15 protein-coding genes and 1 pseudogene are annotated in these 17,249 nt (G+C 71.7%); 9 read left to right on the top strand and 7 right to left on the bottom strand.

Annotated features, from left to right (window positions below; genetic code table 11):
- Positions 1-86: 86 nt before the first annotated feature.
- Positions 87-815: pseudogene (locus AB0K82_RS31335) on the top strand (IclR family transcriptional regulator); the annotation flags it as partial.
- Between the two features lie 136 nt (positions 816-951).
- Here AB0K82_RS31335 and AB0K82_RS31340 read toward each other — a convergent pair.
- Both AB0K82_RS31340 and AB0K82_RS31345 read right to left on the bottom strand, forming a co-directional pair.
- On the bottom strand, positions 952-1,788 hold the full coding sequence (locus AB0K82_RS31340) for a fumarylacetoacetate hydrolase family protein (protein WP_364403991.1): 837 nt from the start codon (positions 1,786-1,788) through the stop codon (positions 952-954).
- Positions 1,789-2,075: 287 nt separating this feature from the next.
- Positions 2,076-2,849, bottom strand: coding sequence for an IclR family transcriptional regulator (locus AB0K82_RS31345; protein ID WP_364403993.1), 774 nt, complete (start codon positions 2,847-2,849; stop codon positions 2,076-2,078).
- Between the two features lie 74 nt (positions 2,850-2,923).
- On the opposite strand from AB0K82_RS31345, the gene AB0K82_RS31350 reads away from it, so the two are divergent.
- From AB0K82_RS31350 to AB0K82_RS31380, 7 genes are read left to right on the top strand one after another with little or no spacing between them, the layout of a single operon-like run.
- Complete coding sequence (locus AB0K82_RS31350; protein ID WP_364404054.1) at positions 2,924-3,871, top strand: alcohol dehydrogenase catalytic domain-containing protein; 948 nt, start codon at positions 2,924-2,926, stop codon at positions 3,869-3,871.
- A complete protein-coding gene (locus AB0K82_RS31355) occupies positions 3,868-4,716 on the top strand; it encodes an MBL fold metallo-hydrolase (protein WP_364403995.1) in 849 nt (282 codons plus the stop codon). The genes AB0K82_RS31350 and AB0K82_RS31355 overlap by 4 nt, the downstream gene beginning before the upstream one ends.
- 2 nt (positions 4,717-4,718) lie before the next feature.
- Positions 4,719-5,108: a Rid family hydrolase gene (locus AB0K82_RS31360; RefSeq protein ID WP_364403997.1), complete on the top strand. Its 390-nt coding sequence runs from the start codon at positions 4,719-4,721 to the stop codon at positions 5,106-5,108.
- On the top strand, positions 5,105-6,175 hold the full coding sequence (locus AB0K82_RS31365; RefSeq protein WP_364403999.1) for an alanine racemase: 1,071 nt from the start codon (positions 5,105-5,107) through the stop codon (positions 6,173-6,175). The genes AB0K82_RS31360 and AB0K82_RS31365 overlap by 4 nt, the downstream gene beginning before the upstream one ends.
- Complete coding sequence (locus tag AB0K82_RS31370) at positions 6,175-6,927, top strand: SDR family oxidoreductase (RefSeq protein WP_364404001.1); 753 nt, start codon at positions 6,175-6,177, stop codon at positions 6,925-6,927. The genes AB0K82_RS31365 and AB0K82_RS31370 overlap by 1 nt, the downstream gene beginning before the upstream one ends.
- A 12-nt stretch (positions 6,928-6,939) precedes the next feature.
- Positions 6,940-8,232, top strand: a complete 1,293-nt coding sequence (locus AB0K82_RS31375) for an alpha-glucosidase/alpha-galactosidase (protein WP_364404003.1) — start codon at positions 6,940-6,942, stop codon at positions 8,230-8,232.
- Positions 8,233-8,242: 10 nt separating this feature from the next.
- Positions 8,243-9,256, top strand: coding sequence for an amidohydrolase family protein (locus AB0K82_RS31380; RefSeq protein WP_364404005.1), 1,014 nt, complete (start codon positions 8,243-8,245; stop codon positions 9,254-9,256).
- Between the two features lie 125 nt (positions 9,257-9,381).
- Here the strand turns inward: AB0K82_RS31380 and AB0K82_RS31385 are convergent, their stop codons facing one another.
- From AB0K82_RS31385 to AB0K82_RS31395, 3 genes are all read right to left on the bottom strand, one after another.
- Positions 9,382-10,221 carry a carbohydrate ABC transporter permease gene (locus AB0K82_RS31385; RefSeq protein WP_364404007.1) on the bottom strand — a complete coding sequence of 280 codons (840 nt, stop codon included), beginning with the start codon at positions 10,219-10,221 and terminating at the stop codon, positions 9,382-9,384.
- Entirely contained in the window at positions 10,218-11,180 is a 963-nt protein-coding gene (locus AB0K82_RS31390) for a sugar ABC transporter permease (RefSeq protein WP_364404009.1), read from the bottom strand. Before AB0K82_RS31390 ends, AB0K82_RS31385 begins: the two co-directional genes overlap by 4 nt.
- A 65-nt stretch (positions 11,181-11,245) precedes the next feature.
- Positions 11,246-12,529 carry an ABC transporter substrate-binding protein gene (locus AB0K82_RS31395; protein WP_364404011.1) on the bottom strand — a complete coding sequence of 428 codons (1,284 nt, stop codon included), beginning with the start codon at positions 12,527-12,529 and terminating at the stop codon, positions 11,246-11,248.
- A 234-nt stretch (positions 12,530-12,763) separates the two neighbouring features.
- Between AB0K82_RS31395 and AB0K82_RS31400 the strand changes: the two genes are divergently transcribed.
- Complete coding sequence (locus AB0K82_RS31400) at positions 12,764-13,441, top strand: hypothetical protein (RefSeq protein ID WP_364404013.1); 678 nt, start codon at positions 12,764-12,766, stop codon at positions 13,439-13,441.
- Here the strand turns inward: AB0K82_RS31400 and AB0K82_RS31405 are convergent.
- Together AB0K82_RS31405 and AB0K82_RS31410 are read right to left on the bottom strand one after the other, a co-directional pair.
- Positions 13,427-15,427 (bottom strand): beta-galactosidase, encoded by a 2,001-nt coding sequence (locus AB0K82_RS31405; RefSeq protein ID WP_364404015.1) that lies wholly within the window; start codon positions 15,425-15,427, stop codon positions 13,427-13,429. The genes AB0K82_RS31400 and AB0K82_RS31405 overlap by 15 nt on opposite strands.
- Positions 15,424-17,241: a sialidase family protein gene (locus tag AB0K82_RS31410; protein WP_364404017.1), complete on the bottom strand. Its 1,818-nt coding sequence runs from the start codon at positions 17,239-17,241 to the stop codon at positions 15,424-15,426. The genes AB0K82_RS31405 and AB0K82_RS31410 overlap by 4 nt, the downstream gene beginning before the upstream one ends.
- Positions 17,242-17,249 lie beyond the last annotated feature (8 nt).

A 17,249-nucleotide genomic window follows, 5' to 3' on the forward strand; every position in this document is an offset into this window, starting at 1 on the left:
CGCGGTGGTGACGGGTCGTTGACACCGCCGGACGAGAATTCCTAGGCTGTCCGGGATTTCGTACGGCGTTCGGGAAGGCGGCCGCGATGGGGCGTGCGGTACCGGCGGTGACTCGTGCCCTCGACATCCTCGAGCTCTTCCTGGACCGGCCCACCCTGTCCGCTCCGGAGATCACCGAGCGTCTCGGGCTGCCGCGGACGACGGTCCACGAGCTGGTCACCACGCTGACCGAGCGCGCCTACCTCATCCCGACGCCCGGACAGCCGACCCGCTACCGGCTCGGCATGCGGCTGTTCCAGCTCGGCAGCGTCTTCGCCGACCAGCTCGACCTCGCCCACGAGGCGCGCGAGGCCGCCCAGCTCGTCGCCGCCGAATGCGACGAGACGGTCCACGTCGCGGTTCTCGACGGAACCGACGTCGTGTACATCGTCAAGGTCGACAGCACCCACCCCGTCCGCATGGTCTCCGCCGTGGGACGGCGCCTGCCCGCGCACTGCACCGGCGTGGGCAAGATGCTGCTGTCCGGCCTCGCCCCCGACGCCCTGGACGCCGCCTACCCGCTCGACGGCGAGCTGGCCGCCATGACCGACCACAGCGTCACCTCGCCCGTACGGCTGCGGGAGCACCTGGACGACATCCGGCGGCAGGGCCTGTCGTACGACGAGTGCGAGTCGAACGAGGCCGTGTTCTGCGTCGCCGCCCCCGTCTACGACCACACGACCGTCATGGTCGCCGGGATGAGCATCTCGGTGCCGAGCATCCGCTGGGACGACCGGCGGCGCGAGGAGTGGAGCGCCCTGGTCCGCGAGGGCGCCGCCGTCCTCTCCCAGCGCCTCGGCCACCGCCCCTCCCCCGCCGGAAGGCTTCGAAGACGAAGATCGGATGTAGGTCGCCGTCTCCGTGCGGCCATGACGCCCGGGTTGGTGATCACGCGGGAGGCGGGAACCTCGTTCACCAGGCCGAGCCCGTGCACACGTTGGTCAGCGTGCCGATGCCCTCGATGGCGGTGGTCACGATCTGGCCCGGGCGGAGCCGGACCGGAGGCGTACGGGAGTCCCCGATGCCGGACGGCGTGCCGGTCAGCACCACGTCCCCCGGATCGAGGGTGACGATACGGCTGAGGTAGGAGATCAGCTCGGCGGGCGCGAACAGCATGTCCGAGGTGCGGCCCCGCTGCATCTCCTCGCCGTCGACGGCGCAGGTCAGTTCGAGGTCGGTCGCGTCGCCGATCTCGTCGCCGGTGACCAGCACCGGCCCGAGCGGTGTGGTCGAGTCGAACGTCTTGCCCTGCAGCCACTGCGCGGTACGGCGCTGGAAGTCGCGGGCGCTGATGTCGTTGGCGGCGGTGTAGCCGGCGATGGCCTCGCGGGCGTCGGCGGCGTCCGCGCCGCCGACCGTACGGCCGACGACGACGGCGAGCTCGACCTCCCAGTCCATCTCTCGTGAGGCGGCGGGCAGGACGATCGGGTCACCCGCACCGACGAGGGCACGGGCGAACTTGGCGAAGAGAGTGGGGTACTCGGGCGTGGCCAGGCCGGTCTCCGCGATGTGCAGCTTGTAGTTGAGACCCACACAGATGATCTTGCTCGGCGAGGGGACGACCGGGGCGAGGTCCAGACCGTCGAGGGCGACCCGAGGCCCGGCCGCGGCGGCGGCCCGCTCGCGCCAGTCGGCGCCGGAGGCGAGCAGGGCGCCGACATCGGGCGCGTCGAGCGTCGTGACCGTGCCGTCGCCGTCGAGACGCCCGGCCCGGGTGCCGCTCTCGCTACGGAACGTGAGAAGTCGCATGTCAGCTTCCTATGGAGTCCAGGAAGCGGTGTCGATGGGCCGACCGTCGACGCCGCCCGACGATGATTCCGTCATACGGAATCGCTTTCCAAGAATTCGGACGCCCAGAGTAACCAGGAGCGGGCACGTTCTGTCAATCACGTCGGTCGATCACCCGAGCGGCCGCCGCCGCGGGCATCGGCGGCCATGGGCGGTGACGCCGCGCCCGCAGGGCCACCCGGCCAAGGCCGGACCGGAGTACGCGATCCGGTCGGACGAACCCGGTCGGACGGCGGCCGCCCCGCGCGTCAGCCGACGCGGCGGTCGATCTCCTCCATCACGACCTTGCGCAGCAGTTCGGCGGCCTCGGTGAGCCGAGCCGGCGGAAAGCGGTCCTTGGGCGCCGTGACGCTCACCCCGGCCGCCGGGACCGTACGGCCGAGGAAGAGCGGGATGGCGACGCAGCGTACGCCCTCTTCGCTCTCTTCCATGTCGAGCGCGTACCCCTGCTCACGGATGCGCCGCATCTCCTCCGCCAGCGCCGTGACCGAGGTGATCGAGTGGCGGGTCCTGGCGGCCAGCGGCCCATGGGCCTTGACCCACACCTGGATCGCCTCGTCCGTCGGATACGTCCAGGCGAGCAGCGCCTTGCCGACCCCCGTCGAGTACGCCGGGTTCCGCCCGCCGATCACCGACGACATGGTGATCGGATGGATCGCCTCCACCTTGTCGACGTACACGACCTCGGCGCCGTCCAGGACGGCCATGTGGACCGTCTCGTTGAGTTCTTTGCGCAGCCGCACCAGCACCGGCTGGACCAGCGCCCGCAGGTCGAGCCGGTCGTGGAACCGGAACGCCGCCGCCATGAGCTCGCTACCGAGGAAGTAGGGCCCGTTCGGCTCGGGCTGCGCCGCGAAGCCCCGGTGCTTGAGCGCGCCGAGCAGCCGGTGCAGCGAGCTGCGCGGGATGCCCGAGCGGGTCGCCAGGTCATCCAGGGTGACGCCCTGGCCGCTGTCGGACAGCAATTGGATGATGCGCAGCGCGCGGTCGACGCTGCCAACGGGCGATTTGCTGTCGGTCATTCGTCCTGACTCCTATATTTCCGCATGACGGAATCCTAGCCCGCATCATGGATTGCTGCTACATTCGCGGCGTGATGAAGGCACTGGTCTTCACCGCACCGAGTGTGGTGGAGCTACGCACGGTCGATGAACCCTCCCCCGACGTCGGCGAGATCATCCTCGAGGTGGCCACCGCGGGCATCTGCGGCAGTGAACTCCACGGCGTGCGGACCCCCGGCTTCCGAACGCCACCGCTCGTGATGGGTCATGAGTTCGCCGGGACGACCTCCGACGGCCGCCGTGTCGCGGTCAATCCCATCATCTCCTGCGGCCGCTGCGACCTGTGCGCCCGAGGACGCGGCCAACTCTGCCGTGACCGGGCGCTTCTGGGAGTGCACCGGCCGGGCGGCTTCGCCGAGCGCGTCGCGGTGCCCAGGTCCGCACTGCACGACCTGCCCGACGGCATGTCCTGGACCGCCGCCGGCCTCGTCGAGCCCGTCGCCAACGCCGTGCACGTCTGGAATCTCGCCGGCCGCCCCGAGGGTGCCCGGGTGGGGGTGATCGGCTGCGGGTCCATCGGGCTCCTGTGCATGCGGCTCGCCCGTCTGTGGGGGGCGTCGTCGATCGCCGTCGCCGACACCTCCGAACGACGCCGCGAGGTGGCCCGTCAGGAGGGCGCCGACCACGCCGGTCCGGCCCTGGACGGTGAGTTCGACGTGATCGTCGACGCCGTGGGGCTGCCCGTCACCCATGCCGCCTCCCTTGCCCGGCTCGCCCCCGGCGGCACCGCCGTCTGGATCGGCCTGCTCAGTCCGGAGAGCGCGTTCGACGCCACCGAGCTGGTCCGCACCGAGAAGCGGGTACTCGGATCGTTCGGCTACGCCGGCGAGGAGTTCGCCGAGGCGGTCGAGATCGCGGCGGACTGGGACCCGAGCTGGGTGGACACCTTCCCCCTCGCCGACGGCGCCGCGGTGTTCACCGGCCTGATGAACGGCGGCGCCGAACCCGTCAAGGCGCTGCTGTCCCCACGGAGTGGTCGATGAACGTCAGCGACGGCTTCCGCGACCTGCGGGTACCGCCCGGAACGGTGGCGATCTGCGCGCTCGGCCAGGCCGGCTTCCTGGTCAAGGGCGCCTCTGGCACCGTGGTGGCGATCGATCCCTACCTGTCCGACCGGCTCGCCGAGGACTCCGAGTTCGGGCCGCCCGGCCGGTGGGCCCGGCGGTTCCCGCCGCCGTTCGCCCCGGCGGATCTGGACGCCGACGTCGTCGTGGTCACGCACGAGCACGCCGATCACTTCGACACCGTGACGCTCGCGTCCGCGCTGGCGCGGCGCCGGTTCACCGTGGTCGCCCCTCCGGTGCTGAAGACCGACGTGGAACGGCTCGGCGCGGACTTCCGGGCCGCCCTGGCAGGGGAGGTTCTGGAGCTCGACGGGGTGCGGATCCACCCCGTGCCGGCGGCGCACTCCCCCGAGTACACCGGACCGGACTGCTACGACGTCATGGTCCGGGACGGCGCGCACCGGTTCCTCGGCTACGTCGTCGAGGTCGACGAGGGCGTCACCGTCTACCACGCGGGCGACACCGTCCTCCACCCGTCGATCGACCGCGCCCTGACCGCGCTGCGGCCCCGAGTGGCGCTGCTGCCGGTCAACGGCCGCGACCGGATCCGCGAGGAGATGGGCATCGTCGGGAACCTGACCGTGGCGGAGGCCGCGCACCTGGCCGGCGTCGCCGGCGCCCGGTGGCTGCTGCCCAGCCACCACGACCTGTTCGAAGTGAACTCCGAGTCGGTCGCCACCTTCGTGGACGTGCTCGACCGGCGGTTCCCCGAGCAGGAATATCTCGTGCCCAAGGTGGGGCGCCCCATCGTCCTTGGAGTGTGACCATGTCACGACAGACCATCGCGGCACCGGCCGGAGCCCCTCCGGCGGGCCACTACTCACCGGCCGTCAGGGCCGGGGACTTCGTCTTCGTCTCCGGCCAAGGCCCGCTCGACCCGCGAACCGGCGAGGTCGTGCCCGGCACGGTCGCCGAGCAGACGGCACTGACCCTCCGTAACCTGGCGGCCGTCGCCGGCGCGGCCGGAGGTTCGCTCGCCGACGTGGTGAAGATCAACGCCTACCTCGCCGACATCGGCGACTTCGCGGAGTTCAACACCGCCTACGCCGCCGCGACGCCGGCGCCGCCGCCGGCCCGTACGACGGTGGCCACCGGACTGGCCGGCATCCTCGTCGAGATCGACGCCGTCCTCTATCTGCCAGGCGAGGGACCATGACCGTTCCCTACGAGACGATCGACACCCCGGCGCTGATCGTCGACCTGGACCGCGTGCGGGCCAACGTCGAGGAGATGGCGGCGGTCGCGGCCAGGCACGGCGTGGCCCTGCGCCCGCACGTCAAGACCCACAAGATGCCCGAGCTGGCCACGGCGCAACTCGCCGCGGGCGCCGCCGGGATCACCTGCGCCAAGCTCGGCGAGGCCGAGGTGATGGCCGACGCCGGCTGCGCGGACATCCTGCTCGCCTACCCGCTGTGGGGCGAGCCGAAGCTGGAGCGGCTGCGGGCGCTGCGGGAACGCGCCCGCGTACGGGTCAGCCTGGACTCCGTCGAGGTCGCCGAGCAGCTCGGCCGGGTCGCGGGCCGTGCTCCGATCGAGGTGTTCGTCGAGGTCGACACCGGGCTGGGCCGGCTCGGCAGGCCTCCGGGCCGGCCGACCGCGGAGCTGGCCGGGGCGATCGAGAAGGTGCCCGGCGTCCGGGTGGCGGGCCTGCTGACCCACGCCGGCCACGCCTACCGGACCACCACCTCGGAGGAGCTGCGGCGGGTCGCCGAGCGCGAGGTCACCGACCTGGTCGAGACGGCCGGGCTGTGCGGCGGCGGACTGGAGATCAGCGTCGGCTCGACGCCGACGGCCCGGCACGCCGCCGCCGTCCCCGGCGTCACCGAGATCCGGCCGGGCACCTACGTCTTCAACGACGCCACCATGATCCGTCTCGGCGTGGCGACCGAGGCGACGGCGGCCGCGCGGATCCTGGCGACCGTGGTCGCCCGGCCCGCGTCCGACCGGTTCGTGGTGGACGCCGGCACCAAGTGCCTGGCCGCCGACGGGCGGCCGGAGGACATCGTCGTCGCGGGCCGTCCCGAGCTCGGCATGCGGTTCCTCAGCGAGGAGCACGGCGTCGGCCGGTGCCCGGCCGACGGCGGTCCCGAGATCGGCGAGCGGCTGGAGCTCATCCCCAACCACGTCTGTCCGGTGAGCAACCTGTTCGACCACGCCCACGGCGTACGGGGCGGCGCCCCGGCCGGTGAACTCGCCGTCGCGGCCCGCGGGCGGGTGCGCTGATGCGCGGTCTCGGCGGCAAGGGCGTGCTCGTCACGGGCGGCACGAGCGGCATCGGCAAGGCGACGGCCCGGCGTTTCCTCGAGGAGGGCGCGCGCGTCTTCGTCTGCGGGCTGGAGGGTGTCGCCGCGACCCTGACGGAGCTGGCGGGACTCGGCGAGATCGCCGGGACCGCCTGCGACGTGTCGCGGGAGGAGGACGTCGCGCGGCTCGTCACCGAGGCGACCGGCTTCCTCGGCGCGGTCGACGTGCTCATCAACAACGCGGGCACCGCCTGGCGCGAGCCGTTCCTGGAGATCACCCCGGCGCACTGGGACGCGCTGATGCGGGTGAACCTGCGCGGCATGTTCCTGGTCGCGCAGGCGGTGAGCCGGGCGATGGTCGCGGCGGGCACCCGCGGCGCGATCGTCAACATGTCCTCCACCAACGGCCTCGGCGGCGAGGCCGAGTACGCCCACTACAACGCCAGCAAGGGCGGCGTGCTGCTGCTGACCAAGACCATGGCGGTCGAGCTCGGCGCCCACGGCATCCGGGTCAACGCGGTGTGCCCCGGCTACATCCGGACGCCGCTGAACGCCTCCATAACGCCGGACGACGCGTTCGTCGCGGCGTACGAGCGGGACCACATCCCCCTCGGGCGGGCCGGCCACGCCGACGAGGTCGCGGCGGCGTACGCCTTCCTCGCGTCCGATGACGCGTCTTTCATCCACGGAGCCGAGCTGGTCGTCGACGGCGGCCAGCTGGCGATCATGTAAGGAACCCCGGCCATGGCACGCATCGTCTTCATCGGCGCCGGCAGCGTCGAGTTCACCAAGAACATCCTGTCCGACGTCCTCACGCTGCCGGGTCTCGGCGACTCGACCCTCGTCCTCCACGACATCGACCGCGAACGGCTGGCCACCGCCGAGGCCATGGCGAACTGGATGGTGCGCCACCTCGGCCTGCCCGCCAAGGTGGAGGCGCACGCGGACCGGCGGCGCGCGGTGGACGGCGCCGACTACGTGATCAACGAGATCGCGGTCGGCGGGTTCGCCGCGACGAAGATCGACTTCGAGGTGCCCGCACGGTACGGGCTGCGGCAGACGATCGCCGACACCCTCGGGATCGGCGGCATCTTCCGGGCGCTGCGCACCATCCCGGTGATGGTCGCGCTCGGCGACGACCTGGCCGAGCTGGCCCCGCACGCCCTCCTGCTCAACTACACCAACCCGATGTCGATGATCCCGAGAGCGGTGTACGCGGGCACGCCGTTCCGCAACGTCGTGGGGGTCTGCCACTCCGTGCGCGACACGCAGGCCCGGCTCGCCTCGCTCGTCGGCGTGCCGGTCGAGGAGGTCGGCTTCGTGACCGCGGGCGTCAACCACCAGGCGTTCGTGCTGCGCTTCACCCGCGACGGCGAGGACCTGTACCCGCGGCTCGCCGAGGTCATCGACGCCGACCCCGCGCTGCGGCGGACCGTACGCGCCGAGATCTTCCAGCGTTTCGGGCACTTCCCGACCGAGTCGAGCGTGCACGGGTCGGAGTACCTGCCGTGGTTCCTGCGCCATGACGACCAGGTCGAGCACTTCGGCATCCAGATCGGGGCCTACCTCGAATGGTCGCAGGAGAACCTCGACGGCTACGCCGAGACGGTACGGCGGCTGGAGGCCGGCGAGGGCGTGGAGATCGAACCCGCCTCCGAGCTCGCCTCGGAGATCATCCACTCGATCGAGACCGGCACCCGGCGCGTCGTGCACGGCAACGTCCGCAACGGCGGCCTGATCACCAACCTGCCCGAGGACGCCTGCGTCGAAGTGCCCTGCGTCGTCGACCGGTCCGGGGTGCGGCCGACCAGGATCGGTGACCTGCCGCCGCAGCTCGCCGCGCTGAACCGGACCTTCCTCAACGTCGGCGAGCTGACGGTACGGGCCGCCCTGGAGGGACGCCGCGAGCACGTCTACCACGCCGCGATGCTCGACCCGAACACCTCGGCGACGCTGTCCCTCTCGCGGATCCACGACCTCGTCGACGACATGATCGAGGCGCACGGCGACGCGATGCCGGCCGGCATCCGGCGGTAGCGGTACGCCGATGGAGCTCAGTGAGTACCGGCCGCGCGCACGGCTGCGCGTCAAACGGACCCAGGTCCCGCGCGCGGCCGTGCCCGCCATCGACGCGCACAACCACCTCGGCCGCTGGCTGACCGGGGACTGGGCGGTTCCCGACGTCCCCGAGCTGATCCGTCTGATGGACTCCTGCGGCGTGCGGACCATCGTCAACCTGGACGGCCGGTGGGGCGAGGAGCTGGAGGCCAACCTGGACCGGTACGACCGCGCGTACCCCGGGCGGTTCGTCACGTTCTGCCACGTGGACTGGGGTCTGCCGGGCGAGGCGGCCGCCCAGAGTCTGGCGCGTTCGGTCGCCGCCGGCGCCCGCGGCCTGAAGGTCTGGAAGGACCTGGGACTGCACGTCAGGGACCCCGCCGGCGCGTTGCTGCTGCCCGACGACCGGCGGCTCGGCCCGCTGTGGGAGACCGCCGCCGACCTCGGCGTCCCGGTGGCGATCCACACCGCCGACCCGGTCGCGTTCTTCGACCCGGTGGACGGCCGGAACGAGCGGTACGAGCAACTCATGGCCAACCCCGCCTGGTCCTTCGCGGACACGACGCGGTTCCCCCGCTTCGAACGGCTGATGCGGGCACTGGAGACCCTCGTCGCCCGGCATCCGCGCACGACGTTCGTCGCGGTGCACGCGGGCTGCAACGCGGAGGACCTGACCTGGGTCGCCCGGATGCTCGCCTCCTACCCGAACCTGTACATCGACATCGCCGCCAGGATCGCCGAGCTGGGCCGCCAGCCGCGCGCGACCCGGGAGCTGGTCCTTCGCTTTCCCGACCGCGTGCTGTTCGGCACGGACGAGTTCCCGCCGGACGCCGACGTCTACGCGACGCACTTCCGGTTCCTGGAGACCCTCGACGAGGCGTTCGCGCACTCCGCCGACGACCCGCCCCTGATGGGCCGCTGGACGATCAGCGGTCTCGGCCTGCCGCCGGACGTCCTCACGCGGGTCTACGCCGCGAACGCGGCCCGCCTCCTCCGTCTCTGAGAAGGCCCGAGGCCGGCCGCGAGTGGGCTGCGGCCGGCGCCCTCCGCGCGAGCCGGGCGGACCCGGACCGCGTCATGGCGGCGTCCCCCGGCCGTCCGTACGGGCGGCCGGGGGACGTCACGGCCTCAGCCCTTGACCGCGCCGGCCAGGGCCTGCACGAAGCGGCGCTGGCCGATGATGAACACGACGAGGACCGGCACGGTGGTGAGCACGGTACCGGCCATGATCTGCGGCCAGTCCGCCTGGTGAGCGCCCTGGAAGGTGGTCAGGCCGACCTGCACCGTGTACCTCTCCTTCGACGTGATGGCGATGAGCGGCCAGAACAGGTCGTTCCAGGCGTAGATGAAGGTGATCACCGCCAGCGCGGCCAGCGCGGGGCGGGCCACCGGCAGCACGACCCGGAAGAACACGCCGAACCGCGAGCAGCCGTCGATCCGGGCCGCCTCCTCGAGCTCTCGGGGGAAGTTCTGGAAGAAGGAGGTCATGAGGTAGACCCCGAGCGCCGAGGCGAGTTGCGGCACGATGAGCGCGCCGAGCGTGTTGATCAAGTGGATCTTGTGGAAGATCAAGAAGGTCGGGATCACGGTGAGCTGAAAGGGGATGAGCGTGGTCGCGATGACCAGCGCCAGCGCGAGGCGCCGCCCCGCGAACCGCATTCGGGCGAAGGCGTACCCGGCCATGCTGCACAGCACGACCTGGGACACCACGATGACGCCCGACACGATGACGCTGTTGAGGAACCAGCGCGGGAACTGCGAGCTCGAGAGCAGCTCGCGGTACCCGGTGAGATCGATCCGCTCGGGCAGCACGGGCGGCGGGAAACGGTTCAGCTCGGCCTTGGTCATCACCGAGCTGACCAGCATGAGCAGGAACGGCGCGACCATCAGGAGGGACAGCGGCGCGAGTACGAGATGCCGCGCGCTCGGCCTGCCGCGTCGCCGTGCCGAGAGGGTGGAGGTGGTCACGAAAGGAACCCCTTCCTGCGGCCGAACGCCAGTCCGGCGACGATCGCGAGCAGGCTCCCTGCGAACAGCACGTACGCGACGGCGGCGCCGTATCCCGCGGTGAAGTACTGGAACGCCAGCTGCCAGACGTAGTAGACGATCGTGATCGTCGAGTTGAGCGGGCCGCCCTTGGTCGTGGTCAGGATCAGGTCGAAGAACTGAAGGCTGTCGATCAGAGCCCAGATCGCGAGGAACAGCGAGATCGAGCGGACCGAGGGAACGATGATGCGCCGGAAGGTCGCCCACGGGCCCGCCCCGTCGATCGCCGCCGCCTCGAGCACCTCGGCGGGCAGTTCCTGCAGCGCGGCCAGGTAGATGACGACGTTGAAGCCGAACTGGGTCCACACGAAGATGCCGGCGATCACGTACATCGCCTGCGAGGGGCTGTCCAGGAACCCCTGGGCGGGCAGGCCCAGGCGGGTCAGCAGGCCGTTGACCGCGCCGAAGTTCTTGTCCAGTACGAAGCCCATCAGCAGGCCCTCGGCCGCCGCGGAGGCGACGAACGGGACCAGGAAGCAGGAGCGGTAGAACGCGCTCCCTCTGATCGGCTTGTTCAGCAGCAGCGCCACGAGCAGCCCCAGCACCAGCGAGACCGGGATGTAGATCACGATGAGCGTCAGGGTGTTGCGGATCGACTGCCAGAACACCGGGTCGTGGGCGAGCGCGCGGTAGTTGGCCAGGCCGACCGAATGACCGGACGTGACCAGGTCGGAGTCGGTGAGGGAGAGCCGCAGCGCCCAGGCCATCGGCAGCAGCGAGAAGCCGAGCACCAGCAGCGTCGACGGTCCGGCGAACGTCCACCCGGCCAGGTGCTCGCCGAGCCGGGTGGGTACGCGGCCGCGAACACCGCGCCGCGCGGGTTCACTCCCCTGGGTCGTACGGCGGCCGTCCGCGTCACTCGTCACCGCCGGCGCGTTCACGGGGGCCTCCTTCGTCGGAGGAGTGACCAGAGGCACTGTGTCGTTGACTCGCTCGCTTCGCCCGCTCATGCGCCCGGCACCCGGAGGAGCGCGTCGGACTTGTGGGCCGCGTCGTCCAGCGCGGCCTTCGGGTCGGATCTGCCGAGCAGGACGGCCGTGATCGCGCCGGCCATGTAGGCGGAGACGCGCGGGTACTTGGTCGAGGCCGGACGGACCTGCCGGGCGTTGGCCAGGTTCGCGGTGACCACGTCGATGCCGGGATATCTCTCCAGGTACGCCTGGTATCCGGGAAGCTTGGTGATCGACTGGCGGGTCGGCAGGGAGCCGGTGTCGTTCATCCAGACCAGCTGCTGTTCGGGTGCGGTCAGCCAGGTCAGGAACTCCGTCGCGGCCTTGACCCGCCGGGACCCGTGATCCAGGACGACCCAGTCGTCGGGACCGGAGATCGTCTGGTGGTCGCCGTTCGTGCCGGGCAGCGGGGCGATGCCGTAGTCGACCTTCGCGGCCTTGACGTCGGGGAGCACCCACGGGCCGGCCAGGAACAGGCCGAGCCGGCCGGACTCGAACAGCTTCTGCCCCTTCTCCGCCGGACTGGAGTCGATGTACACGGACTTGTCCTGAACGGCCATCTGCTGCAGCAGCGTGAGTCCCTGAACGCCGGCCGGGCCGTCGAACGCGGAGCGCTTCATGTCGGGAGACAGGATCTGACCGCCGTTCTGCCACAGCAGGGGCCAGTAGGTCCAGGTGGTCTCCTCGCCACCGCTGGTCGCCCAGGTCGTTCCGTACGTCTGCGTCCTGGCGTCGGTGAGCTTGCGGGCCATGGTCCGGAAGTCGTCCCACGTCCAGTCGGGTGAGGGTGGTCGCAACCCGGCCTTGGCGAGCAGTTTCCTGTTGTACAGGACGGTCAGGTCATCGACGTAGGCCGGGAACCCGATCACCTTGTGGCCGACCGTGGCGACCTGCCGGGTGTTCGGCCAGAAGTCGTTCCAGCCGATCTTCGGGTCGCGCACGACCGTGCTCAGGTCGACGGCCTTCGGGCTGCGCGCGATGTTCGCGGCCCATGAGCCGTAGACGTAGGCGATGTCCGGGTAGGTGCCGGCAGCCAGGGCGGCGGTGACCTTCGGCAGCATCGCGTCGGCGGTGGCGCCGCCGGAGTCCGTTGTGACCTTGATGTTCGGGTGCGTGCTGTTGAACTTGGCGACCAATCCCTCGATGGATTTGGCCGCGATGTCGGCCTGCCCGTGCCAGATCGTGATCTCGACCGGGCCGGAGGGCTCGGCCCCGCCGCCCGACGAGCAGGCGGCCGTGCCGATGAGCAGCAGGGCGAGTATCGGCGCGATTCTCTTCATCGGGGTCTCCTTCGCCGACGCCTCCGCGTTCCGCAGTACCGGCCGTCATCCCCCCATACGGCAGATTTCCGCGATACGGAATGCTATTCCATAAAGTGTGCGCAAAAACTAACAGCCGGGCTCAAGAGGGTCAAGGTTTCCGCTGGTCCCTGACCGGTCGCCGACGCCGTGTCAACGTCGGCTCACCGTGACCGGGTCGATCCCGCTCGCGTTCGCCCTGGATAACATGCCGCGGTGGGCAGAAGGCGGACCGGGAAGGGCCATCAGGTCGCGCAGCCGCAGGGCGGCGGCTCGGACGGCGGTGTCGTCGAGTTGCGGCCCCGGAGGCCGGCGCGTGACCTGCTCGACCGGACGCCCGTGCGGCTTCGCGTCGAAGGTGACCTGCTCGTCGGTTACGGCTTCGGCGACCAGCGCGTGGCCGTCCCGCGGTCGTCGGTCAAGGCACTGGGCCACTACTACCGGCGGCGGTACCGGAGCGGGCCGAGCCAGGGCCTGGTCCTCCTCGACGGCGAGGACCGCATGCTCCTGCGCGCCAAAGGGGCCTGGGGCGCGGACCTGGTCGCCTTCTGCGGCCGGGCGGGACTGCCCCGGCCGCAGCACCGGGACGGCGCACGCCTGTGGCGGCGGGCGCCGGGCTACCGGCGGCTGCGGACCTCTCCTCGCGGCGCGGGCCTGGCCGCCGCTCTCATCGTCGTCGTCGTGCTCGCGGTGTCGATGCTCTGCGGGATGGCCGGCCTGTCCCTGATCTGGCTGCTGCCGGCGTCGTTCGGCCCCTTCCGTGTGCTCGTCGGCGGCGTCGCCCTCCTTGGCGGAGTCGTCGTCGGCGCGGCCCTGGGTGGCCGGGCGGTGGCCCGTGCCACCCAGGTGCTGAAGTGGGCGGCGCGCTCGGTGACGCGGTCAGGCCGGGCGTAGCACGGCGACTCCGCGTGGGTCCAGGCGCACCGAGGCGGTCGGCTCCGCGCCGGTCAGCACGTCGCGCATCGCCGTCGGCAGGGGCACGTCGGCGGGCTCGGCGCCGTGGTTCAGCACGACGTACCACCGGCCGTCCTCGGTGTCCCGGGCGCGGGCCTTGACGCCGTCGGGCAGGCCGGGCAGGACCGGTTCGACGCCGGCCGCCGCGCGGACGCGGTCGAAGAGCCCGCGCATGGCCGCCGGGTCGGGCCGGGTGGCGAGGTACCACGCGTCGCCGCGGCCGAAGCGGTGCCGGGTGACGGCGGGCTCCCCTGCGAGGGCGCCGGTCGTGAAGCGCTCGACGGCCTCGGCGCCCTCGAGACGGACCTCCTCGGACCACAGGCTCCCCGAGCCCTGGGACAGCCCGACGGAGGCGTCCTCGGCCAGCGGATGGAACTCCTCGACGGTCAGGCCGAGCATCCGCCGGAACGGCGCCGGGTAGCCGCCCAGGTGAACCCGGTCGCAGGGGTCCACGATGCCGGAGAAGAACGACATGACGAGCGTGCCGCCCTCCTCGACGTACCGCTCCAGGTTGCGCGCGGCTTCCTCGGAGGTCAGGTAGAGGTTCGGCACGACGACGACCCGGTACGCCGACAGGTCCGCGTCCGGCCGTACGACGTCGCAGGCGACGCCGGCGTCGTGGAGCGGGCGGTGGCAGGCCCAGGCGGCGTCGAGGAAGCGCAGGTCGGAGCTGGGGTGGGCCGGACCTTCGAGCGCCCACCAGCTCGGCCAGTCCAGCACCATCGCGACGTCGGCCCGCGGTGCCCGTGCGCCGGCCAGGCCGCGGGCGGCGGCCAGGTCCCGGCCCAGCTCGCGCACCTCGTCGAAGATCCGGGTCGACGGGCCGCCGTGCGGGACCATCGCGGAGTGGAACTTCTCCGCGCCGCCGCGGGACTGCCGCCACTGGAAGAACATGACCGCGTCGGCGCCGTGCGCGACGGCCTGCCAGCTCCACAGCCGCATCGCGCCACGCGGCTTGGGGGCGTTGCGGGGGCGCCAGTTCACCGCGCCGGGGGCCTGCTCCATCAGCAGCCACGGCTGCCCGTCGCGCAGTGAGCGCATGACGTCGTAGGAGAAGGCGACCTTGGCCTCGGTGCCGGGGTCGAGCGGATCGGGGTAGGCGTCGTACCCGATGACGTCGACGTGCGGGGCCCAGGCCCACTGGTCGACCGGCCGCAGCGACGGCGGGAAGTTGGTGGTGACCGGCACGTCCGGCGTGACGCGGTCCAGCACCTCCTTCTCGGCCAGGTAGCAGGCGAGCAGTTCGTCGGAGGTGAACCGCGCGTAGTCCAGCTCCTGCGCGGGGTTGGTGAACGGCGCCGGCGAACGCGGCGGCAGCACCTCCTCGAAGGACCCGTAGCCCTGCGCCCAGAACCGCGTCGACCACGCCTCGTTGAGGCCCTCCACGGAGCCGTACCGGTCCGCGAGCCAGCGCCGGAAGGCCGCCGCCGACACGTCGCAGTGGCACGGGATGACGTTGCCGTACTCGTTGTTCACGTGCCAGACGGCCAGGGCCGGGTGACCGGCGTAGCGGGTGGCGACCTGCTCGGCCAGGCGTACGGCGTGCTCGCGGTAGGCCGGGCTGGAGGGGCAGTAGTGCTGCCGCCCGCCCGGCGAGATCGTCGAGCCGTCCGCTCGTACGGTGAGCATCTCGGGGTGCAGGCTGGTGAGCCAGGGCGGCGGCGAGGCCGTCATGGTCGCCAGGCACGCCGCGACGCCACCCGCGGCCAGCCGGTCCAGCACCCGGTCGAGCCAGCCGAAGTCGTACTCCCCCGGCCGCGGCTCGACCGACGCCCAGGAGAAGATGCCGACGCTGACGAGGGAGACGCCGGCCTCCTTCATCAGCCGTACGTCGTCGTCCCAGACCTCTTCGGGCCACTGCTCGGGGTTGTAGTCACCGCCGTAGGCGATGCCCACGCGGTCCCGCAGACCGTCGATCCGGTTCATCGGTCGTTCGCGCCTTCCGCGTCGATCCGGTCGAGCGGCAGCCACAGCCGCAGGTCGCGGCGGGCGGTCGCGATCTCCTCGTCCGGGACCGCGCGGGCGAAGACCCGTACGTCCGCGATGGAGCCGTGGAAACGCTGCGCTCCATCCAGCCGCTGGCCGACGTCCATGCCGTCGATCGTGAACTGCTTGCCCTCGGTCACCGAACCGCCCGGGTCGGCCACCGAGGTGGCCTGCCCGTCGACGCTGAGCGTGAGCCGTCCCCCGGCGCGTCGCAGGACGACGTCGTGCCACTGGCCGTCGTTGTACGGCTGCGCGGTGCTCACCATGGCGGTGCCCGCGCCGGTTCCGACGGTGCCGATGAGCCGCTTGTTCGCCGGCTCGGCGCGCAGCCAGATCTGCGGCGCGCCGCTGCCGACGCGGTAGGCCCACAGGATCGAGTGCGTGCCGCCCGTGTCGCTGTAGCGGATCCGCGCCGACCAGGTGAAGTCGCCGGAGCCGAGGTCCAGGGAGCGGTTCCACGGCACCTGGACGAAGTCGTCCACGCCGTCGAACTCATCGGCCGCGGTCATGCCGCCGCGGACGTAGCCGTCGTTGTGGTGACCGGAGCCGTCCGGGCTGGTCGGGCCGGGCTGCGGCGGCTTGGGCAGGCCCGGCGGGGTGCCGTTGGGCGTCGCGAGGTAGGCGGTGTTGAACCGCGCCCACCGGATCTGCTCGTACGGGCCGGCCTGCCCCGCCTCGTACAGCAGGCCGAGCCGGTCGCCGCCGAGGCGCACGAGGTCGGAGTACGCGGACGGGCCCCAGTAGATGACCTTGCCGACCTTCTCGAAGTCGCGCCCGTTGTCGGCCGAGGCGCGGACCGCCATGACCTCGCGGGTCACCGGGTGGTCGGGTACGGACAGGTAGACGCGCCGGCCGGCGCTCAGGACCGAGCCCTGGACCTTGGGCGCGGCGAGCTTCGGAAGGGTGCGGAACGGATGGTCGAAGGTCAGGCCGCCGTCGCTGCTCGTGGCGGTGTTCCGGTTGCCGGGGTCGGTTCCGGTGTTGTCGCGGGCGTTGACGTAGATCCTGCCGTCGGGGAGCTCGGTCGCGCTGAGCTCGCCGGGGCTGACGTCGTTGGTGCGGCGGGTGTCGTCGGCGCCGATCTTCCAGGTGAGGCCGCCGTCGTCGCTGTAATTGAGGTGGCCGCCCTGCGGGCCGCCCTTCAGCGCGCCGCCGTCGCCCTCGTGGTTGGCCGGGACGATGAGGCGTCCCTTGTGCGGCCCGTGCTGGAGCTGGACGGCGTGGCCGGGCCCGGTGGCGTACCAGGAGTTCCACTCCGGCTTCACGAGTTCGGCGGTCAGGTCGCGCGCCCCGGACCAGGTGGCGCCGTCGTCGTCGCTGTACTGCACGAACGGGTGGCGGATGGTGTCGTCGTCGCCGGGGTTCCAGGTCGTCATGAGGATGATCCGGCCGGTGCGCCGGTCCACGACCGGCGCCGGGTTGCCGCGGGTGTCTCCGTTGCCGGGCAGGACGACCTGGAGGGGTCCCCAGGTGCGGCCGCCGTCCGTGGAGCGCTTCAGCACCAGGTCGATGTCGCCTTTGTCACCGCAGCTGTTCACGCGGCCCTCGGCGAAGGCGAGCAGGGTGCCGTCGAGCGCCTGCACGACGGCGGGGATGCGGAAGCAGTAGTAACCGTCGGTGTGCTGGGCGAACAGCACCTGTTCGTCGAACTCCGGCGCCGTCTTGGCCGACGCGGCGCCGGCGGACGCGAGCGGGAGCGCCGCGGCGAGGAGCGCCACGGCCGCGGTACGGCGGGGGAACCTGAGGTGAGCCACGCTGGCCT

The organism is Actinoallomurus sp. NPDC052274, assembly GCF_040679475.1.
GTDB lineage: Bacteria > Actinomycetota > Actinomycetes > Streptosporangiales > Streptosporangiaceae > Actinoallomurus > Actinoallomurus liliacearum.